This window comes from Pseudomonas brenneri (assembly GCF_007858285.1).
GTDB classification, from domain to species: domain Bacteria; phylum Pseudomonadota; class Gammaproteobacteria; order Pseudomonadales; family Pseudomonadaceae; genus Aquipseudomonas; species Aquipseudomonas brenneri.
Genome location: NZ_VFIL01000005.1, coordinates 384,902 through 404,885, shown reverse-complemented (window position 1 = coordinate 404,885; position 19,984 = coordinate 384,902). Strand labels below are relative to the sequence as shown.

18 protein-coding genes are annotated in these 19,984 nt (G+C 60.1%); 17 read left to right on the top strand and 1 reads right to left on the bottom strand.

What is annotated here, in order from left to right; translation table 11 throughout:
• The first annotated feature begins 20 nt into the window (after positions 1-20).
• From fabZ to ispD, 12 genes are all read left to right on the top strand, one after another.
• Positions 21-461 carry a 3-hydroxyacyl-ACP dehydratase FabZ gene (fabZ, locus tag FJD34_RS13675; RefSeq protein ID WP_029297270.1) on the top strand — a complete coding sequence of 147 codons (441 nt, stop codon included), beginning with the start codon at positions 21-23 and terminating at the stop codon, positions 459-461.
• On the top strand, positions 458-1,234 hold the full coding sequence (lpxA, locus tag FJD34_RS13670; protein ID WP_032858160.1) for an acyl-ACP--UDP-N-acetylglucosamine O-acyltransferase: 777 nt from the start codon (positions 458-460) through the stop codon (positions 1,232-1,234). Before fabZ ends, lpxA begins: the two co-directional genes overlap by 4 nt.
• A 2-nt stretch (positions 1,235-1,236) precedes the next feature.
• On the top strand, positions 1,237-2,376 hold the full coding sequence (gene lpxB, locus FJD34_RS13665) for a lipid-A-disaccharide synthase (protein ID WP_090290578.1): 1,140 nt from the start codon (positions 1,237-1,239) through the stop codon (positions 2,374-2,376).
• Complete coding sequence (gene rnhB / locus FJD34_RS13660) at positions 2,373-3,005, top strand: ribonuclease HII (protein WP_065943347.1); 633 nt, start codon at positions 2,373-2,375, stop codon at positions 3,003-3,005. Before lpxB ends, rnhB begins: the two co-directional genes overlap by 4 nt.
• 77 nt (positions 3,006-3,082) lie before the next feature.
• Positions 3,083-6,604: a DNA polymerase III subunit alpha gene (dnaE, locus tag FJD34_RS13655; protein WP_090290579.1), complete on the top strand. Its 3,522-nt coding sequence runs from the start codon at positions 3,083-3,085 to the stop codon at positions 6,602-6,604.
• A gap of 139 nt (positions 6,605-6,743) precedes the next feature.
• Positions 6,744-7,691 carry an acetyl-CoA carboxylase carboxyltransferase subunit alpha gene (locus FJD34_RS13650; RefSeq protein WP_032858155.1) on the top strand — a complete coding sequence of 316 codons (948 nt, stop codon included), beginning with the start codon at positions 6,744-6,746 and terminating at the stop codon, positions 7,689-7,691.
• A 174-nt stretch (positions 7,692-7,865) separates the two neighbouring features.
• Positions 7,866-9,185 carry a tRNA lysidine(34) synthetase TilS gene (tilS, locus tag FJD34_RS13645; RefSeq protein ID WP_090290580.1) on the top strand — a complete coding sequence of 440 codons (1,320 nt, stop codon included), beginning with the start codon at positions 7,866-7,868 and terminating at the stop codon, positions 9,183-9,185.
• A 273-nt stretch (positions 9,186-9,458) separates the two neighbouring features.
• A complete protein-coding gene (locus FJD34_RS13640; RefSeq protein WP_029297256.1) occupies positions 9,459-11,090 on the top strand; it encodes a CTP synthase in 1,632 nt (543 codons plus the stop codon).
• Between the two features lie 5 nt (positions 11,091-11,095).
• Entirely contained in the window at positions 11,096-11,941 is an 846-nt protein-coding gene (gene kdsA / locus FJD34_RS13635) for a 3-deoxy-8-phosphooctulonate synthase (RefSeq protein WP_090290581.1), read from the top strand.
• Between the two features lie 156 nt (positions 11,942-12,097).
• A complete protein-coding gene (gene eno, locus FJD34_RS13630) occupies positions 12,098-13,387 on the top strand; it encodes a phosphopyruvate hydratase (protein ID WP_032858151.1) in 1,290 nt (429 codons plus the stop codon).
• Between the two features lie 171 nt (positions 13,388-13,558).
• A complete protein-coding gene (gene ftsB / locus FJD34_RS13625) occupies positions 13,559-13,837 on the top strand; it encodes a cell division protein FtsB (RefSeq protein ID WP_029297251.1) in 279 nt (92 codons plus the stop codon).
• On the top strand, positions 13,834-14,541 hold the full coding sequence (gene ispD, locus FJD34_RS13620) for a 2-C-methyl-D-erythritol 4-phosphate cytidylyltransferase (RefSeq protein ID WP_090290582.1): 708 nt from the start codon (positions 13,834-13,836) through the stop codon (positions 14,539-14,541). Before ftsB ends, ispD begins: the two co-directional genes overlap by 4 nt.
• Positions 14,542-14,659: 118 nt before the next feature.
• Here ispD and FJD34_RS13615 read toward each other — a convergent pair whose 3' ends face one another.
• Complete coding sequence (locus FJD34_RS13615; RefSeq protein ID WP_032858147.1) at positions 14,660-15,556, bottom strand: LysR substrate-binding domain-containing protein; 897 nt, start codon at positions 15,554-15,556, stop codon at positions 14,660-14,662.
• Between the two features lie 109 nt (positions 15,557-15,665).
• On the opposite strand from FJD34_RS13615, the gene FJD34_RS13610 reads away from it, so the two are divergent.
• Genes FJD34_RS13610 through surE form a run of 5 tightly spaced genes read left to right on the top strand, consistent with a single transcriptional unit; the run spans position 15,666 to position 19,952 of the window.
• A complete protein-coding gene (locus FJD34_RS13610) occupies positions 15,666-16,778 on the top strand; it encodes an S-(hydroxymethyl)glutathione dehydrogenase/class III alcohol dehydrogenase (protein ID WP_032858146.1) in 1,113 nt (370 codons plus the stop codon).
• Positions 16,779-16,786: 8 nt separating this feature from the next.
• Positions 16,787-17,632 (top strand): S-formylglutathione hydrolase, encoded by an 846-nt coding sequence (fghA, locus tag FJD34_RS13605; protein ID WP_090290583.1) that lies wholly within the window; start codon positions 16,787-16,789, stop codon positions 17,630-17,632.
• A gap of 54 nt (positions 17,633-17,686) precedes the next feature.
• Complete coding sequence (ispF, locus tag FJD34_RS13600) at positions 17,687-18,160, top strand: 2-C-methyl-D-erythritol 2,4-cyclodiphosphate synthase (protein ID WP_012722614.1); 474 nt, start codon at positions 17,687-17,689, stop codon at positions 18,158-18,160.
• On the top strand, positions 18,157-19,215 hold the full coding sequence (gene truD / locus FJD34_RS13595; RefSeq protein ID WP_090290584.1) for a tRNA pseudouridine(13) synthase TruD: 1,059 nt from the start codon (positions 18,157-18,159) through the stop codon (positions 19,213-19,215). The genes ispF and truD overlap by 4 nt, the downstream gene beginning before the upstream one ends.
• On the top strand, positions 19,203-19,952 hold the full coding sequence (surE, locus tag FJD34_RS13590) for a 5'/3'-nucleotidase SurE (protein WP_029297237.1): 750 nt from the start codon (positions 19,203-19,205) through the stop codon (positions 19,950-19,952). The genes truD and surE overlap by 13 nt, the downstream gene beginning before the upstream one ends.
• Positions 19,953-19,984: the final 32 nt, after the last annotated feature.

Genomic DNA, 19,984 nt, shown 5'->3' with positions numbered 1-19,984 from the left:
ATTACAGGCTTCCCCCCGAAATGATGGACATCAACGAGATTCGCGAATACCTGCCTCACCGTTACCCGTTCCTGCTGGTGGACCGTGTAGTGGAGCTCAATGTTGAGGAAAAGCGCATTCGTGCCTACAAGAATGTCAGCATCAACGAACCCTTCTTCAATGGCCACTTCCCGGCGCATCCGATCATGCCGGGCGTGTTGATCATCGAAGCAATGGCGCAGGCTGCTGGTATCCTGGGTTTTAAAATGCTCGACCTGAAGCCTGCCGATGGCACGCTTTACTATTTCGTGGGCTCCGACAAACTGCGTTTCCGCAACCCGGTTACCCCGGGTGACCAGTTGATCCTGGAAGCCAAGTTCGTGAGCTGCAAGCGCCAGATCTGGAAATTCGAGTGCCAGGCGTCGGTTGACGGCAAACCTGTGTGCTCCGCCGAAATCATCTGCGCGGAACGCAAACTATGAGTTTGATTGACCCTCGCGCAATCATCGATCCGACGGCCGTGCTGGCCGCCGACGTTGAGGTCGGCCCGTGGTCGATCATCGGCGCAGGTGTGGAAATCGGCGAGGGAACAGTCATCGGGCCGCACGTGATCCTCAAGGGTCCGACCCGCATCGGCAAACACAATCGTATCTACCAGTTTTCCTCGGTAGGCGAAGATACGCCGGACATGAAGTACAAGGGTGAAGAAACCCGCCTGGTAATCGGTGATCACAACATCATTCGTGAAGGCGTGACCATTCACCGTGGCACTGTGCAGGACCGGGCAGAAACCACCCTGGGCGATCACAATCTGGTGATGGCCTATGCGCACATCGGCCATGACAGTGTGATTGGCAACCACTGCATCCTGGTCAACAACACTGCATTGGCCGGCCATGTACACGTTGACGACTGGGCGATCCTGTCCGGTTTCACCCTGGTGCATCAGTATTGCCATATCGGCGCCCACAGCTTTTCCGGCATGGGTACTGCTATTGGTAAGGATGTGCCGGCGTTCGTCACGGTATTTGGCAATCCTGCCGAAGCCCGCAGCATGAACTTCGAAGGCATGCGCCGCCGAGGTTTCAGCGAAGATGCAATCCATGCCCTGCGTCGCGCCTACAAGGTGGTGTATCGCCAGGGCCTGACGGTTGACCAGGCGCTGGCAGAGCTGGCTGAGCCGGCGGCGTTGTTTCCTGAAGTTGCCATATTCCGTGATTCGATCCAGGCATCGACTCGCGGCATCACCCGCTGATCATGGTCACACTGCGTATTGCATTGGTGGCAGGAGAAGCTTCCGGCGATATATTGGGCGCTGGCCTGATGCGCGCGCTCAAGGCGCAGCATTCATCGGTGGAATTCATCGGGGTCGGCGGCCCATTGATGCAGGCCGAAGGCCTGACTTCCTACTTTCCCATGGAGCGTTTGTCGGTCATGGGGCTGGTGGAAGTGCTCGGGCGCCTGCGCGAGCTGCTCGCTCGACGCAAACTGCTGATCCAGACCCTGATTGCAGAGAAACCGGATGTCTTTATCGGTATCGATGCACCGGACTTCACCCTCAATATCGAACTCAAGCTGCGTCAGGCCGGGATCAAGACCGTGCATTACGTCAGCCCGTCCGTGTGGGCGTGGCGACAGAAGCGTGTCTTGAAGATCCGTGAAGGCTGCGACCTGATGCTGACCCTGCTGCCTTTCGAGGCACGGTTCTATGAAGAACAGGGCGTGCCGGTAAGGTTTGTCGGCCATACCCTGGCCGATACCATCCCGTTGCAGGCCGATCGTGCCGCAGCCCGCGCCGAGCTGGGCTTGCCCGAGGGGCCGCTGGTGGCGTTGATGCCCGGCAGTCGTGGCGGTGAGGTCGGTCGTCTGGGCGCACTGTTCTTTGATGCGGCTGAACGCCTGCAGGCCCTGAAGCCTGGGGTGCGTTTTGTGCTGCCGTGCTCCAGCCCGCAGCGACGCGCACAAATCGAGGCTTTGTTGGTGGGGCGCGACCTGCCGTTGACACTGCTCGACGGTCACTCGCACCTGGCCCTGGCCGCCTGCGATGCGGTGTTGATCGCTTCCGGTACCGCCACGCTTGAGGCCTTGCTCTATAAACGCCCGATGGTCGTGGCTTATCGCCTGGCGCCGCTGACCTACTGGATTCTCAAGCGCATGGTCAAAAGTCCCTACATCTCCTTGCCCAACCTGCTGGCCCAGCGTTTGTTGGTGCCGGAGTTGTTGCAGGACGCGGCCACGCCCGAAGCATTGGCCCAGACCATTGCGCCGTTGATCGACGGTGGCGAAGAGCAGACCCGTGGGTTTGACGAAATTCACCGTACCTTGCGCCGTGATGCGTCGAACCAGGCAGCAGATGCCGTGTTGACCTTGATCGGCCGCCAGCAGGAAACCCTATGAAGACGCAAATCGGCCTGGATTTCAGCCTGGTTGCCCAAACCCACGAACTGGTTGCCGGTGTCGATGAAGTAGGGCGTGGCCCGCTGTGCGGCGCGGTGGTCACGGCGGCGGTGATTCTGGATCCGAATCGTCCGATCCTCGGCCTCAACGACTCGAAGAAACTGACTGAGGCCCGTCGGGAAAAGCTGTTTGACGAAATTTGCGAAAAGGCCCTCAGTTGGTATATCGCCAGGGCCGAAGTCGAGGAAATCGACGAGCTGAATATCCTGCACGCCACGATGCTGGCCATGCAGCGCGCCGTCGAGGGGCTGCACATTACCCCGAAACTGGCGATGATCGACGGTAATCGCTGCCCGAAGCTGGCGATGCCGGCCGAAGCGGTGGTCAAGGGTGATAGCAAGGTTCCGGCGATTGCCGCCGCCTCGATCCTGGCCAAGGTCAGTCGTGACCGTGAAATGGCGGCGTTCGAATTGATCTATCCGGGCTACGGCATTGGCGGCCATAAAGGCTACCCGACGCCCGTTCATCTGGAAGCCCTGGCCCGATTGGGCCCGACACCGATCCACCGCCGCTCGTTTGCCCCGGTACGCCTGGCTTATGAGGCGCGCGAAAACCTGGCCGAGCGTTAGGCGCAGGCTGATGTTTTACTCAAGGCCCGGTACAATCCGGGCCTTGTTGTTTTCACACGTATCTAGACAGGATCACTATGCCGGCTTCATTCGTTCACCTGCGCCTGCACACTGAATATTCCCTGGTCGACGGCCTGGTACGGATCAAACCGCTGGTCAAAACCCTGGTGGGCATGAACATGCCTGCCGTTGCGGTCACTGACCAGAACAACATGTGTTCCCTGGTCAAGTTCTACAAAAATGCCATGGGCGCCGGGATCAAGCCGATCTGCGGTGCCGACCTCTGGCTGTCCAACAAAGACCCGGACAACGCCCTGAGCCGTATCAGCCTGTTGGCGATGAATGGCGTGGGTTATCGCAACCTGACTGAACTGATTTCCCGTGGTTTCATCGACGGCCAGCGCAATGGCTCGATCATCATCGAGCGTGAATGGGTTGCCGAGGCCAGCGAAGGCCTGATCATGCTGTCGGCGGCTAAAGAGGGCGAGATCGGGATCGCGCTGCTCGGCGGTAATCCGCACGAGGCAGAGGTACTGGCGAGCGAGTGGATGCAGGTCTTCCCGGGCCGCTTCTACCTGGAAGTGCAGCGCACCAACCGCCCCAACGACGAAGAACACTTGCATGCCGCCGTGGCCCTGGCCGAAAAGCTGGGTGCGCCGCTGGTGGCCACCAACGATGTGCGCTTTATCAAGAAAGAAGACTTCGAGGCCCACGAAACCCGCGTCTGCATCGGTGAAGGCCGGGCGCTGGACGATCCACGTCGCTCGAAGAACTATAGCGAAGAGCAATACCTCAAAAGTGCCGAAGAAATGGCCGAGCTGTTCAGTGACCTGCCCGAGGCGCTGGAAAACTCCGTCGAAATTGCCAAGCGCTGCAATATTGAAGTGAAGCTGGGCAAGCACTTCTTGCCCAACTTCCCGATTCCCGATGGCATGACCATCGATGAGTATTTCCGCAAGGTGTCCTTTGATGGCCTGGAAGAGCGTCTTTCCGTTCTGCTGCCCAAGGACACCACTGAAGATTACGAAGCCAAGCGCCAGGTGTATGTCGACCGGCTGAATTTCGAGCTGGATATCATCATCCAGATGGGGTTCCCCGGTTACTTCCTGATCGTAATGGACTTTATCCAGTGGGCCAAAAGCAACGGCGTGCCGGTGGGGCCTGGCCGGGGGTCGGGTGCCGGGTCGCTGGTGGCCTATGTGCAGAAGATCACCGACCTTGATCCGCTGGAATATGACCTGCTGTTCGAACGCTTCCTGAACCCGGAACGGGTATCGATGCCCGACTTCGACGTCGACTTCTGCATGGATGGTCGCGACCGGGTCATCGAATATGTGGCCGAAAAATACGGGCGTAACGCGGTAAGCCAGATCATTACCTTCGGTTCCATGGCGGCCAAGGCGGTCATCCGCGACGTGGCGCGGGTGCAGGGCAAGTCCTACGGCCTGGCGGACCGTTTGTCGAAGATGATTCCCTTTGAAGTCGGCATGACCCTGGAAAAGGCCTACGAGCAGGAAGAAATCCTGCGCGACTTCATCAAGATCGATGAAGAAGCTGCCGAAATCTGGGACATGGCCCGCAAGCTCGAAGGCGTGGTACGTAACGTCGGTAAGCACGCCGGTGGTGTAGTAATCGCGCCGACCAAGCTGACAGACTTTTCGCCGATCTATTGCGACGAAGAAGGCGGTGGCCTGGTAACCCAGTTCGACAAGGATGACGTGGAGGCGGCCGGCCTGGTGAAGTTCGACTTCCTCGGTCTGCGGACCCTGACGATCATCGATTGGGCGCTCAAGACGATCAACCGCGAGCGGGCCAAGGTCGATGAGGCGCCGCTGGACATCGCGTTTATCCCGCTGGACGACAAGCCAACCTACGCCCTGCTGCAAAAAGCCGAGACCACCGCGGTGTTCCAGCTTGAATCGCGCGGCATGAAGGAGCTGATCAAAAAGCTCAAGCCCGACTGCCTGGAAGACTTGATCGCACTGGTGGCCCTGTTCCGTCCGGGCCCGCTGCAATCGGGCATGGTTGATGACTTTATCAATCGTAAGCACGGGCGCGCCGAACTGGCCTACCCGCACTCCGATTACCAGTACGAGGGCCTCAAGCCAGTACTGGCACCGACCTACGGCATCATCCTGTATCAGGAACAGGTGATGCAGATCGCCCAGGTCATGGCCGGCTACACCCTCGGCGGTGCAGACATGCTGCGTCGCGCCATGGGTAAGAAAAAGCCCGAGGAAATGGCCAAGCAGCGCGGCGGTTTCATTGAAGGTTGTGCCACCAATAACATCGACGCCGACCTTGCCGGTAACATCTTTGACCTGGTAGAAAAATTCGCCGGTTATGGCTTCAACAAATCCCACTCCGCCGCCTATGGCCTGGTGTCGTACCAGACTGCCTGGCTGAAAGCCCACTATCCGGCGCCGTTCATGGCGGCGGTACTTTCGGCGGATATGCACAACACCGACAAGGTCGTGACCTTGATCGAAGAAGTGCGGACCATGAAACTGCGCCTCGACGCGCCGGATGTGAACGCCTCGGAGTTCAAGTTCACGGTGAACGACGAGGGCCGCATCATCTATGGCCTGGGCGCGATCAAGGGCGTGGGCGAGGGCCCGGTCGAGGCGATTACGGAGGCGCGCCAGGACGGCCCGTTCAAGGATCTGTTCGATTTCTGCGCTCGGGTCGATCTCAAGCGCATCAACAAACGTACCCTCGATGGCCTGATCCGCAGCGGTGCTCTGGATCGCCTCGGGCCGTATTTCCATGACGAGCCGAAGGCCTACCAGGCCAATATCGACCGTAACCGCGCGGTGCTGCTGACCGCCATGGAAGAAGCGATCAAGGCTGCCGAACAAACCGCCCGTACCCACGACAGCGGGCATGCCGACCTGTTTGGCGGGCTGTTTGTCGAAGAAGATGCCGATGTGTACGCCAATCACCGCAAGGCCAAGGAACTGACCCTCAAGGAACGCCTCAAGGGTGAGAAAGACACCCTGGGCCTGTACCTCACCGGTCACCCGATTGACGAATATGAAGGCGAGATCCGTCGTTTTGCCCGCCAGCGCATCATCGACCTGAAGCCGGCGCGCGATACCCAGACCGTTGCCGGGATGATCATTGCCCTGCGGGTGATGAAGAACAAAAAGGGCGACAAGATGGGTTTCATCACCCTCGACGACCGCTCGGGCCGTATCGAAGCGTCGCTGTTTGCCGACGCCTTCCACTCCGCGCAGTCGCTGTTGCAGACCGACGCGATGGTGGTGGTGGAGGGGGAGGTCAGCAATGATGACTTCTCCGGCGGCCTGCGCCTGCGGATCAAGCGCGTGATGAGCATGGAAGATGCCCGTACCAACCTGGCCGAAAGCCTGCGCCTGAAGGTTAAAACCGAAGCCCTCAAGGGCGATCAGCTACGCTGGCTGGGGGAGCTGCTCAAGCGCCACCGTGGCGCGTGCCCGGTGACCATGGAGTACACCGGCAGCGATGCCAAGGCGATGTTGCAGTTTGGCGAGACGTGGCGAATTGACCCGGCCGATGGCTTGATTCAAGCATTGCGTGACCAGTTCGGGCGTGACAACGTCTTCCTCCAATACCGTTGACGGTCAGGGCCATTGTTTTGCCCCTGACCTCGACTCAACATTTAATCTCGACCTTGACGCGCCTCTCCCTTAAGGTAGGGCGCGAATAGACCACCGGCAGGCCTGGCACTCCCTGGCCGTCGACCCAAGACGGACGCTTATGAACCCGAATTTTCTTGATTTCGAACAGCCGATCGCTGACCTGCAAGCCAAGATCGAAGAGCTGCGCCTGGTCGGCAATGACAATTCGCTGAATATCGGCGATGAAATCTTGCGCCTGCAAGACAAGAGCAAGACGCTGACCGAAGACATCTTTGGCAAGCTGACCAGCTGGCAGATCGCGCGCCTGGCCCGCCACCCGCGCCGTCCGTACACCCTGGACTACATCGATCACATCTTCACCGAGTTCGACGAGTTGCATGGCGACCGTCACTTCTCCGATGACGCGGCGATTGTCGGCGGTATTGCCCGCCTGGACGACCAGCCCGTGATGGTGATCGGTCACCAGAAAGGCCGTGAAGTGCGCGAGAAAGTGCGTCGCAACTTCGGTATGCCGCGTCCGGAAGGCTACCGCAAGGCCTGTCGCCTGATGGAAATGGCCGAACGCTTCAAAATGCCGATCCTGACCTTTATCGACACCCCGGGCGCCTACCCTGGCATCGACGCCGAAGAGCGTAACCAGAGCGAAGCGATTGCCTGGAACCTGCGGGTGATGGCGCGCCTGAAAACCCCGATCATCGCGACCGTGATCGGTGAAGGCGGTTCCGGCGGTGCGTTGGCCATTGGCGTCTGCGACCAGTTGAACATGCTGCAATACTCCACCTACGCGGTGATTTCGCCGGAAGGCTGCGCCTCGATCCTGTGGAAAACCGCAGAAAAGGCCCCGGATGCTGCCGAAGCCATGGGGATCACCGCTGATCGCCTCAAAGGCCTGGGCATTGTCGACAAAGTGATTGCCGAGCCACTGGGCGGCGCTCACCGCGACCCGGCCGCCGTTTCCGCAACCATCCGTGCCGAACTCTGCGAACAGCTGGCTATGCTCAAGAAGTTCGACAACGAAGCGCTGCTGGCTCGTCGCTACGAGCGCTTGATGAGCTACGGCCTGTAAGGTACCGCATAGCCATATGGATTCGGGCTTGTGTGGGAGCGGGCTTGCTCGCGATAGCAGTGTGTCAGTGCCAGATTAACTGACGGATACACCCCTATCGTGAGCAAGCCCGCTCCCACATTTGCTTTGTGTATGCTTGGCTACCGTATTTCAGTTTTGCGGCGGTAACGTGTGATGAAACCAGCTCTACCCGCCAAACTCCTGCAATCCCTCGCCCCCTGGCGCAACGCCCCGGCCTGGCATATCGCCTACTCCGGTGGACTCGACTCCACTGTCCTGCTGCACCTGCTCGTCGACCTGGCAAAAACCCAACCCCTGCCGCCACTGCGGGCTATCCATGTTCATCATGGCCTTCAGGCTGCGGCTGACGCGTGGCCAGCCCATTGCCAGGCGGTCTGTGATGCCGCAGGGGTGGCGCTGCGCGTCATGCGTGTGCAAGTGCTGCCTGGTGCAAGTCTTGAGCGTGCGGCTCGTGATGCGCGCTACCAGGCGTTCGCCGAGGCGATCAGCCCAGGGGAGTTGCTACTCACAGGCCAGCACCGTGATGATCAGGCTGAAACCCTGTTGTTCCGTCTGCTGCGAGGCGCTGGGGTGCGCGGTCTGGCCGGCATGCCGGCGCAGCGTCCCTTGGGCGCGGGGGGGCTGGCGCGGCCGTTGCTGGACGTATCGCGAACCGAGTTGGAAGCCTACGCCCGCGACCATCAACTGACCTGGATCGAAGACCCGTCCAACAGCGATCCACGCTTCTCGCGCAATTACCTGCGCCATCAACTGTTCCCGCTGCTCACCGCACGCTGGCCTCAGGCTGTGAATGCCCTGGCGCGTACCGCCGGGCATTTGGCAGAGGCCCAGGGGCTGCTCGATGAGTTGGCGCAACTGGATGTACAGGCCGCCAACCAGCCGTCGGGGCTTTCGTGGCTGGCGCTGCCATCGTTGAGCATTGCACCGTTGCGCACTCTTTCCGACGCCCGGCAGCGCAACGCCTTGCGGTACTGGCTGGCGCCTTTGACACGCTTGCCCGATAGCGAGCACTGGGTTGGCTGGAGTGCCTTACGTGATGCCAAGGCGGATGCACAACCCATCTGGCGTTTGGCCGACGGCCAATTGCACCGTTGCAACGATCGCATTTGGTGGTTGCCTACCCAGTGGTCAGAGTTTTCCGACAGTCCATTGAGCTGGTCGCGCCCGCAAAACCCACTACAGTTACCCGGCAACGGCCAACTGCATTTCAGCGGATGTGCCCCTGATGGGCCTTTGAGCATTGGCTACCGCCTGGGCGGTGAAATCATGGAAGTGCCAGGCCGTGGCCGGCGTGACCTCAAGCGTTTGCTCAACGAAAGTGCGGTGCCGGGCTTTGTCCGTGGCAGATTGCCGCTGCTGTACCAGGGCTCCCGTTTGCTGGCTGTGGCCAACCTGGCCAGGGCCTCGACAGGGCAGGGGGATGACTGGCAATTACATTGGACGCCACCAACCTGCGATCAAGGTTTGAGCTGATAGCGCCTTTCCGGTAGACTACGCTCCCTTCTTGATACAACTTCTGTGGATTCTCCTGAAACACAGTCGTTGCCGATTACCAAGCAGTCTTTGCTGGGCGATTCCAAAAAATGTGTAGCGATCAACGTACCGGTGTTCCATTGCTGGTCTGTCACAACGCGGCGGTTTTTTTGAAAGGTGCACTGTGATTAATGCAGGTGATCGGGGGCTTCGGCCTTCCTTCGCTTTCCCCGGCGGCTCCGACCGCTTTAACGCAGACTTCTAGGGTTTTTCATGACGCGCTACATATTCGTCACGGGCGGTGTTGTTTCTTCATTGGGGAAAGGCATTGCCTCCGCTTCGTTGGCGGCCATCCTGGAGGCGCGGGGACTTAAGGTCACCATGCTCAAGCTGGACCCGTACATCAACGTCGACCCGGGCACCATGAGCCCGTTCCAGCACGGTGAAGTGTTCGTCACCCACGACGGCGCCGAGACCGACCTGGACCTGGGCCACTACGAGCGGTTCATCCGCACGACCATGACCCAGAACAACAACTTCACCACTGGCCGTGTCTACGAGCACGTGCTGCGCAAAGAGCGCCGTGGTGACTACCTGGGTGCAACCATCCAGGTGATCCCGCACATCACCGACGAAATCAAGCGCCGCATCATCAAGGGTGCAGGCGATGCCGACGTAGCGATGGTCGAGATCGGTGGCACCGTGGGTGACATCGAATCGCAACCGTTCCTCGAAGCCATCCGCCAGTTGCGTTTCGAAGTCGGCGCCAAGCGCGCGATGCTGATGCACCTGACGCTGGTGCCGTACATCGCCACTGCCGGCGAAACCAAAACCAAGCCAACCCAGCACTCGGTCAAGGAACTGCGTTCCATCGGCCTGCAACCGGACGTGCTGGTGTGCCGCTCCGATCACCCGATCGACATTTCCTCGCGTCGCAAGATCGCCCAGTTCACCAACGTTGAAGAGCGTGCGGTGATTGCCCTGGAAGACGCCGACACCATCTACAAGATCCCGGGCATCCTGCATTCCCAAGGCCTGGATGATTTTGTGGTCGAGCGTTTCGGCTTGCAGTGCAATGGCGCGGACCTGTCCGAGTGGGAAGCGGTGGTTGACGCCAAGCTCAACCCTGAGCACGAAGTGACCATCGCCATGGTCGGCAAGTACATGGAACTGCTGGACGCGTACAAGTCGCTGATCGAAGCGATGAGCCACGCCGGCATCAGCAACCGGACCAAGGTCAACCTGCGCTACATCGATTCCGAAGATATCGAGAACCAGGGCACCGCGCTGCTCGAAGGTGTTGACGCGATCCTCGTTCCAGGCGGTTTCGGCCTGCGTGGCGTGGAAGGCAAGATCACCGCCGTGCAGTACGCTCGTGAGAACAAAGTGCCGTACCTGGGTATCTGCCTGGGCATGCAAGTGGCTGTTATCGAGTTCGCCCGTAACGTGCTGGGCTGGAAAGACGCCAACTCCACCGAGTTCGATCACACCAGCGGCCACCCGGTCGTGGGCCTGATCACCGAGTGGGAAGATGCCACCGGCGCTGTTGAAACCCGTACCGAAACCTCCGACCTGGGCGGCACCATGCGCCTTGGCGCACAGGATTGCCTGCTGGAGTCCGGTTCGCTGGTGCACGACTGCTACGGCAAGGACGTGATTGTCGAGCGTCACCGTCACCGTTATGAGGTGAACAACAACCTGCTGCCGCAGATCAAGGAAGCTGGCCTGAAAATCTCCGGTCGCTCCGGTGATGGCAAGTTGGTTGAAGTGGTCGAGGCACCGGATCATCCATGGTTCGTCGCGTGCCAGTTCCACCCTGAGTTCACCTCGACTCCACGCGACGGTCACCCGTTGTTCAGCGGCTTCGTCAAGGCTGCACTGACGCAACATCAGAAGAAGGCGTAAACCTGATGGCCCAGAAGATCATTCGCGTAGGCGACATCGAGATTGCCAACGACAAGCCCATGGTGCTGTTTGGCGGCATGAACGTGCTGGAAAGCCGCGACATGGCGATGCAGGTCTGTGAAGAGTACGTCAAGGTTACCGAGAAACTGGGTATCCCTTATGTATTCAAGGCCAGCTTCGACAAGGCCAACCGTTCGTCCGTGACCTCCTATCGCGGCCCGGGCCTTGAAGAAGGCATGCGGATCTTCCAGGACATCAAGCAAGCCTTTGGCGTGCCGATCATCACCGACGTCCACGAGCCTGAGCAGGCTGCGGTGGTCGCCGAGGTGTGTGACATCATCCAGTTGCCGGCCTTCCTGTCGCGCCAGACCGACCTGGTTGTCGCGATGGCCAAGACCGGCGCTGTGATCAATATCAAGAAAGCCCAGTTCCTTGCACCCCAGGAAATGAAACACATCCTGAACAAGTGCGTGGAAGCGGGTAACGACCAGTTGATCCTCTGCGAGCGTGGTTCGAGCTTTGGCTACAACAACCTCGTGGTGGACATGCTCGGTTTCGGCATCATGAAACAGTTCGAGTACCCGGTATTCTTCGACGTGACCCACGCGCTGCAAATGCCGGGTGGTCGCGCAGATTCTGCTGGTGGGCGACGTGCCCAGGTGCTGGACCTGGCCAAGGCGGGCATCAGCCAGTCCCTGGCCGGCCTGTTCCTGGAAGCCCATCCCGATCCGGACAACGCCAAGTGCGACGGCCCATGCGCCCTGCGCCTGGACAAGCTGGAGTCATTCCTGGCCCAGCTCAAGCAGTTGGACGAACTGGTCAAGAGTTTTCCGACGGTAGAAACCGCGTAACCCGCGTTTCTCCGGTAAACTTTCCGCGCTTTATGCTCAGGCCCTAGGGCCTGAGCCTTGTCGTCTGCAAGCCTGCCCCGTTGTTCCACCCTTGCGGTCGGTCAAAAGATTTCCTTCAGCTGCGTCGTTTTCGTCAACTTTGGAGTGTTTACAACAATGGCAAAAATCGTCGACATCAAAGGTCGTGAAGTTCTCGACTCCCGTGGCAACCCCACCGTCGAAGCCGACGTGCTTCTCGATAACGGCATCATCGGCAGCGCCTGCGCGCCGTCCGGTGCTTCCACCGGTTCGCGCGAAGCGCTGGAACTGCGTGATGGCGACAAGAGCCGTTACCTGGGCAAGGGTGTCCTCAAGGCGGTAGCCAACATCAACGGTCCGATCCGCGACCTGTTGCTGGGCAAGGACCCGCTGGACCAGAAAGCCCTGGACCACGCGATGATCAAGCTCGACGGCACTGAAAACAAAGGCAGCCTCGGCGCCAATGCGATCCTTGCTGTGTCCCTGGCGGCTGCCAAGGCGGCTGCGCAGGATCAGGACCTGCCGTTGTACGCGCACATTGCCAACCTGAACGGTACTCCGGGTGTCTACTCGATGCCGGTGCCGATGATGAACATCATCAACGGTGGCGAGCATGCGGATAACAACGTTGATATCCAGGAATTCATGGTACAGCCGGTTGGCGCCAAGACCTTCTCCGAAGGCCTGCGCATGGGCACCGAGATTTTCCATCACTTGAAAGCTGTGCTGAAGGCCCGTGGCCTGAGCACTGCCGTAGGCGATGAGGGTGGTTTCGCACCGAACCTGGCGTCCAACGAAGATGCACTGAAAGTGATCTCCGAAGCCGTGGCCAACGCTGGCTACAAGCTGGGCACCGACGTGACCCTGGCCCTGGATTGCGCGGCCAGCGAGTTCTACGAAGATGGCAAGTACAACCTGTCCGGCGAAGGCCAAGTGTTCACCGCCGAAGGTTTTGCTGACTACCTCAAAGGCTTGAGCGAACGTTACCCGATCATCTCCATTGAAGATGGCCTGGACGAGTCCGACTGGGACGGCTGGAAGATCCTCACCGACAAGATCGGCGAAAAAGTCCAACTGGTAGGCGACGACCTGTTTGTGACCAACACCAAGATCCTGAAAGAAGGCATCGACAAGAAGATTGCCAACTCGATCCTGATCAAGTTCAACCAGATCGGCACCCTGACCGAAACCCTGGAAGCCATCCAGATGGCCAAGGCTGCCGGCTACACGGCTGTGATCTCGCACCGCTCCGGCGAAACCGAAGATTCGACCATTGCCGACCTGGCTGTGGGCACCTCGGCGGGCCAGATCAAAACCGGTTCGCTGTGCCGTTCCGACCGCGTTTCCAAGTACAACCAACTGCTGCGTATCGAAGAGCAATTGGGCGGTAAAGCCAAATACAACGGTCGCGGTGAGTTTCGCGGCTGAGTAGTTGATGGTAAAAAGACAACAGATTGTGTCGGAAAACTCACTGTAGAGTGAATTTGCGCACTAATCTGATGCCTATCAAGCACAAGCCTGGTTCTTCCAGGCTTCGTGCTATCAGTTGTTTCAAAAGTTTTGCATGGCTGTCTTTTTTCACTGGATACCCGATATTCGATGCGCAGTCCCAATTGGTTGTTCCTCGTCTTGCTCTTGCTGCTGGCTGGCCTGCAGTACCGCCTTTGGGTGGGCAATGGCAGCCTGGCGCAGGTAACCGACCTGACCCAGCAAATTGCCGCGCAGCACGCCGAGAACGAGGTGTTGCTGGAGCGCAACCGTGTGCTCGATGCCGAAGTGCTTGAGTTGAAAAAAGGCATGGAGACCGTTGAAGAACGGGCTCGTCATGAGTTGGGCATGGTCAAGGAGGGCGAAACCCTCTACCAGTTGGCCCAATGAGTTTCTGTTTGCCGGCCTTCTGGGCCGTGATTCCTGCCGCGGGCGTCGGTGCCCGTATGGCTGCTGACCGTCCCAAGCAATATCTGCAACTGGGCGGGCGCACTATTCTCGAACACAGCCTTGGCTGTTTTCTCGACCATCCGAGCCTCGAGGGCCTGGTAGTCAGTCTGGCTGTCGATGATCCTTACTGGCCAAGCCTGGCGTGTGCTGGCGACCCGCGCATCCAGCGTGCGGACGGTGGTTCGCAGCGTTCAGGCTCGGTACTCAATGCGTTGCTGCAACTTAATGCCCTGGGCGCCAGCGATGACGACTGGGTGTTGGTGCATGATGCTGCACGGCCGAACCTGAGCCGCGAGGACCTCGACAAGTTGCTGGCGGAGCTGGCGGACGATCCAGTCGGTGGTTTGCTGGCCGTACCGGCCCGCGACACTCTCAAGCGTGTCGACAAGCACGGGCGGGTCGTGGAAACCATTGACCGCAGCCTGATCTGGCAAGCCTATACGCCGCAGATGTTTCGCCTTGGGGCGTTGCACCGTGCCTTGGCCGATAGCCTCGTGGCCGATGCGGTCATCACCGACGAAGCCTCGGCCATGGAATGGTCCGGCCAGGCGCCACGCCTGGTTGAAGGGCGAGCGGACAATATCAAGGTGACCCGGCCGGAAGACCTGGAGTGGCTCAGGTTGCGATGGGCCAATCGCAGCTAGTCAGTTACACCGAGTTGACTCTATCGCAGGCACTTGACCGCATCCCACCAAGTATATGCGGTCCAAAATGTGGGAGCTGGCTTGCCTGCGATGAGGCCGGGCCTGACACCCCAGCAGATCACCCGCCATACTCCGCTCGCCCAGCCAACCCTTCCTTCAGGTAATCCACCAACTTGCGCACCTTCGGCGACAAATGCCGCTGCTGCGGATATAGCGCCCACACTGCGGTATTCGGCGGTTGATGGGCCTCAAGCAGTGAAACCAGTGCCCCGTTGTGCAAGTGCTCCAGCACGTAATAATCCGGCAACTGGCACAACCCGACCCCCTGCAACGCCGCATCCAACACCGCCTGCCCACTGTTGCAGCGCCAGTTTCCCTGCACCCTTTGGGAAAACTCGCGCCCATCCTGGGCCAACTGCCAAATATCCGAGCTGCCGATCAGGCAGTTATGCCGGCTCAGCTCCGACAAGCTATGTGGGCGTCCATACCGCTCCAGGTAGGACGGCGACGCGCACAGGTACATGCGCCGGGGTGCCAGGCGGCTGGCGACCATCCGCGAATCCTGCAGACGCCCCAGGCGAATCGCCAGGTCCAGGCCTTCATGCACCAGGTCGAGCGGGCGATTGCTCAGTTCGATGTCTACCCGCAATTGCGGATACAGCCCCATGAAGCGGGTGACCAGCGGCACGATGAAGCGTTCGCCATAAGCCACGGCGCAGGTCATGCGCAACATGCCTTTGGGTTCGCTGGTCAGGTCGCCCACGGCGCGTAGGGCTTCTTCGCGCCCGTCTTGCAGGCGCTGGCAATGCTGTAGGAAGGTCTGCCCGGCCTCGGTCAGCGTCACGCGCCGGGTACTGCGATAGAGCAAGCGGGTTTGCAGGCGTTCTTCCAGGCGTGCCACCTGGCGGCTGATATGGGATGAGGACACGCCAAGGCGCTCGGCAGCGGCGGTGAATTGGCTGCATTCGGCCACGGCGACGAATTCATCGATGCCTTCCCAGCGGTTCTCCAGCATGTTGATTATCCCTGTGTAGCAATAATGTTTTGCTTTTGCCTAGATTATTAATCAGTGGGCCATGTTTTACACTGCCCGTCTCACTTTTCAAGCCCCTGGAGAAACCCGGATGATCAAGTCACGCGCCGCTGTCGCCTTTGAAGCCAAGAAACCGCTGGAGATCGTGGAAGTGGATGTCGCCATGCCCAAGGCTGGCGAAGTCCTGCTGCGGGTGGTCGCTTCCGGGGTTTGCCATACCGATGCCTACACCCTGTCGGGCGCGGATCCGGAAGGCATCTTCCCGTCGATCCTCGGCCACGAAGGCGGCGCAGTGGTCGAAGCGATTGGCGAGGGTGTGACCTCGGTAGCGGTGGGTGACCACGTGATCCCGCTCTACACCCCGGAATGCGGCAAGTGCAAATTCTGCCTGTCGGGCAAGACCAACCTGTGCCAGGCCATCCGTGCGACCCAGGGCAAAGGCCTGATGCCGGACGGCACTACGCGTTTTTCCTACAAGGGGCAGCCGATTTTCCACTACATGGGGACTTCGACCTTTTCCGAGTACACCGTGCTGCCGGAAATCTCCGTGGCCAAGATTCCTAAAGAAGCGCCGCTGGAAAAGGTCTGCCTGCTGGGCTGTGGTGTCACCACCGGGATCGGTGCAGTGATCAACACCGCCAAGGTCAAGCCGGGCGATACCGTGGCTATCTTCGGCCTGGGCGGGATTGGCTTGTCGGCTGTGATCGGTGCGGTGAAAGCCAAGGCCGGTCGTATCATCGCCATCGATATCAACCCGGCCAAGTTCGAGATCGCCAGGCAACTGGGCGCCACCGACTGCATCAACCCGAAAGACTACGATCGTCCGATCCAGGATGTGATTGTCGATTTGACCGACGGCGGCGTGGACTTTTCCTTCGAGTGCATCGGCAATGTACAGCTGATGCGCGCAGCGCTTGAGTGCTGCCACAAAGGCTGGGGCGAGTCGGTGATCATCGGTGTCGCCGGTGCCGGCCAGGAAATTGCCACCCGTCCGTTCCAACTGGTGACCGGCCGCGTCTGGCGCGGTTCGGCATTCGGTGGCGTGCGTGGCCGCAGCGAGTTGCCAAGCTACGTGGCGATGGCCCAGACCGGCGAAATCCCGTTGGATACCTTCATCACCCACACCATGGGCCTGGAAGATATCAATAAGGCGTTCGACCTGATGCATGAAGGCAAGAGCATTCGTACCGTCATTCATTTCTGAGGTCGGCCATGAGTCTGGAAAATCTGTCATGCCAGAAGAGCTTCGGCGGCTGGCACAAGCGTTACAAGCATCATTCCGAGGTGCTGGGCTGCGACATGACCTTCGCCGTCTACCTGCCGCCCCAGGCGGAGCAGGGCGGCAAGTTGCCGGTGTTGTACTGGCTGTCGGGGCTGACCTGCACCGATGAGAACTTCATGCAGAAGGCCGGCGCGCAACGCATGGCTGCCGAACTGGGGTTGATCATCGTCGCGCCGGATACCAGCCCCCGTGGGCCGGGTGTGCCGGGTGACCCGGACAATGCCTGGGATTTTGGCCTGGGTGCCGGGTTCTACCTGAATGCCACGCAGGAACCTTGGAGCAAGCATTATCGGATGCATGATTATGTAGTGCAGGAATTGCCGGCATTGGTTGAGGCGCATTTCCCGGCTTCTGACAAACGCGGCATCAGTGGTCATTCCATGGGCGGCCACGGCGCACTGGTGTGTGCCTTGCGTAACCCGGGGCGTTATCAGTCGGTGTCGGCATTTTCGCCGATCAATAACCCGATGGATTGCCCTTGGGGCCAAAAAGCCTTTTCTCGCTACCTGGGAGAAGAGCGCTCCAAGTGGCGCGAATGGGACGCCTGTGTGTTGATCAGCGAAGCCTCGGAAAAACTGCCATTGCTGGTGGACCAGGGCGATCGCGACGACTTCCTGGCCAACCAGCTCAAGCCCGAGGCCTTGCAGCAAGCTGCCAAGGCTGCCGGCCACCCGCTGGAGTTACGCCTGCAACCGGGCTATGACCACAGCTACTTCTTTATCGCCAGCTTCATCGAGGACCACTTGCGTCATCATGGACGTGCTTTGCTCGGTTAATGTCCGGCAAAAGTAGGTAGAATCACGCCCTGAATTAAATCGGGGCGTTTTTTTATGCGTATTGGCCACGGCTATGATGTGCACCGTTTCGCCGAAGGCGACTTCATCACCCTGGGCGGCGTGCGTATTGCACACCACCATGGGTTGCTGGCTCATTCCGACGGCGACGTTGTGCTGCATGCCTTGAGCGATGCCTTGCTCGGCGCGGCGGCGTTGGGGGATATCGGCAAACACTTTCCGGACACTGACCCCACTTTCAAGGGTGCAGACAGCCGCGTGCTGCTGCGCCATGTGGTCGGCCTGATCCATGCCAAGGGCTGGAAGGTCGGCAATGTCGATAACACCATTGTTGCCCAGGCGCCGAAAATGGCCCCGCATATCGAATCGATGCGCGCACTGATTGCCGCTGACCTGCAAATAGAACTGGATCAAGTCAACGTGAAAGCCACCACTACCGAAAAGCTCGGGTTTACCGGTCGTGAAGAGGGCATTGCGGTGCACTCCGTCGCCTTGTTGCTGCGCGCATGAACGAGGCGCAACTGTTGGGCCCGCGGGCCTATGGCGAGGCACTGGGCAGTGCGGTGCTCAAGGCAACGGCCGAAGACTTTCAGGTGGATGAAGTGCTGGATATCCCGCTGACCGGCGAGGGTGAACACCTGTGGTTATGGGTGGAAAAGCGCGGCCTGAACACCGAAGAGGCTGCGCGACGCATTGCCAAGGCTGCCGGCGTGCCTTTGCGCACGGTGAGCTATGCCGGCCTCAAGGATCGCCAGGCACTGACGCGCCAGTGGTTCAGCGTGCAGCTGCCGGGCAAGGCCGATCCAGACCTCAGTGGCGCGGAAAACGACACCCTGAAGATCCTCAAGATCGCCCGCCACAAGCGCAAGTTGCAGCGCGGTGCGCATTCGGCCAATGGTTTTACCCTACGCCTGACCCAACTGGCGGGCGACCAGGCCGCGATCGATGCGCGCCTGCAATTGATCGCCAAGCACGGTATCCCCAACTATTTCGGCTCCCAGCGCTTTGGCCACAACGGCGGCAACGTCGTCGATGCCCGCGACTGGGCGGCCCGCAAGGCGTTGCCGGAGCAGCGCAATGTGCGTTCGCGCCTGCTGTCGACGGCGCGCAGTTTTGTGTTCAATAAAGTGCTGGCGGCGCGGGTTGCCGATGGTTCGTGGCAGCAGGCCCAGGTCGGTGACCTGCTGGCATTCACCGACAGTCGCAGTTTCTTCCCGGCCGGGGAGGCGGAGTGCAGCGATCCACGCCTGGCGATCCTCGACCTGCATCCCACCGGCCCGCAATGGGGGGAAGGCGATTCGCCCGCCACTGGCGCCACTCATGAACTGGAGCAAGCCATCGCTGCGAGCGAAGCAGACCTGTGCGATTGGCTGGCCAAAGCCGGCATGAGCCAGGAACGTCGCATTCTGCGGCTGCCCATTGGCGGGTTGACGTGGCATTATCCCTCGCTGGACATTCTGCAATTGGAATTCGTCCTGCCGGCCGGATGCTTCGCCACTGTCTTGGTGCGCGAGCTTGTTGATCTGGTGCCGGTGGGGCAGACGGACAGCCCATGCGTATTCTGATATCTAACGACGACGGGGTCACCGCACCCGGCCTTGCCGCGCTTCATGCTGCGCTGGCGGATTACGCCGAGTGCGTGGTGGTTGCCCCGGACCAGGACAAAAGCGGCGCCAGCAGTTCGCTGACGCTCGACCGTCCTTTGCACCCGCAGACGCTGGCCAACGGCTTTATCAGCGTTAATGGCACGCCGACCGATTGCGTGCACCTGGCGATCAACAGCTTGCTGGCCGATGAGCCGGACCTGGTGGTTTCCGGGATCAACCTGGGCGCCAACCTGGGCGATGACGTGTTGTACTCCGGCACTGTGGCGGCGGCCCTTGAAGGGCGCTTCCTGGGACGCACGGCATTCGCCTTTTCGCTGGCGTCGCGGCAGGTGGATAACCTGGCGACCGCGGCGTATTTCGCGCGCAAGCTGGTCGAGGCCCACGGCACTCTGGTGTTGCCGCCGCGTACGGTGCTCAACGTCAATATCCCCAATCTGCCCCTGGACCATATTCGCGGCATCCAGTTGACCCGCCTGGGCCATCGCGCGCGCGCGGCGGCACCGTTGAAGGTGGTCGATCCGCGTGGCAGGGAGGGCTACTGGATTGCCGCAGCGGGCGACGCCGAGGATGGCGGGCCGGGCACGGACTTTCATGCGGTGATGCAAGGTTATGTTTCGATTACTCCGTTACAGCTTGATCGCACCTTCAATGATGCCTTCGGTGGTCTCGATCCCTGGCTGGAGGGGCTGCGCTGATGGCTCGTGAACAGGACGACCTGTTGCGCCGG

Bases quoted from the DNA above. Each gene is read 5' to 3' on its own strand.
- fabZ (WP_029297270.1), top strand. From the start codon at position 21: ATGATGGACATCAACGAGATTCGCGAATACCTGCCTCACCGTTACCCG.
- lpxA (WP_032858160.1), top strand. From the start codon at position 458: ATGAGTTTGATTGACCCTCGCGCAATCATCGATCCGACGGCCGTGCTG.
- lpxB (WP_090290578.1), top strand. From the start codon at position 1,237: ATGGTCACACTGCGTATTGCATTGGTGGCAGGAGAAGCTTCCGGCGAT.
- rnhB (WP_065943347.1), top strand. From the start codon at position 2,373: ATGAAGACGCAAATCGGCCTGGATTTCAGCCTGGTTGCCCAAACCCAC.
- dnaE (WP_090290579.1), top strand. From the start codon at position 3,083: ATGCCGGCTTCATTCGTTCACCTGCGCCTGCACACTGAATATTCCCTG.
- FJD34_RS13650 (WP_032858155.1), top strand. From the start codon at position 6,744: ATGAACCCGAATTTTCTTGATTTCGAACAGCCGATCGCTGACCTGCAA.
- tilS (WP_090290580.1), top strand. From the start codon at position 7,866: ATGAAACCAGCTCTACCCGCCAAACTCCTGCAATCCCTCGCCCCCTGG.
- FJD34_RS13640 (WP_029297256.1), top strand. From the start codon at position 9,459: ATGACGCGCTACATATTCGTCACGGGCGGTGTTGTTTCTTCATTGGGG.
- kdsA (WP_090290581.1), top strand. From the start codon at position 11,096: ATGGCCCAGAAGATCATTCGCGTAGGCGACATCGAGATTGCCAACGAC.
- eno (WP_032858151.1), top strand. From the start codon at position 12,098: ATGGCAAAAATCGTCGACATCAAAGGTCGTGAAGTTCTCGACTCCCGT.
- ftsB (WP_029297251.1), top strand. From the start codon at position 13,559: ATGCGCAGTCCCAATTGGTTGTTCCTCGTCTTGCTCTTGCTGCTGGCT.
- ispD (WP_090290582.1), top strand. From the start codon at position 13,834: ATGAGTTTCTGTTTGCCGGCCTTCTGGGCCGTGATTCCTGCCGCGGGC.
- FJD34_RS13615 (WP_032858147.1), bottom strand. From the start codon at position 15,556: ATGCTGGAGAACCGCTGGGAAGGCATCGATGAATTCGTCGCCGTGGCC.
- FJD34_RS13610 (WP_032858146.1), top strand. From the start codon at position 15,666: ATGATCAAGTCACGCGCCGCTGTCGCCTTTGAAGCCAAGAAACCGCTG.
- fghA (WP_090290583.1), top strand. From the start codon at position 16,787: ATGAGTCTGGAAAATCTGTCATGCCAGAAGAGCTTCGGCGGCTGGCAC.
- ispF (WP_012722614.1), top strand. From the start codon at position 17,687: ATGCGTATTGGCCACGGCTATGATGTGCACCGTTTCGCCGAAGGCGAC.
- truD (WP_090290584.1), top strand. From the start codon at position 18,157: ATGAACGAGGCGCAACTGTTGGGCCCGCGGGCCTATGGCGAGGCACTG.
- surE (WP_029297237.1), top strand. From the start codon at position 19,203: ATGCGTATTCTGATATCTAACGACGACGGGGTCACCGCACCCGGCCTT.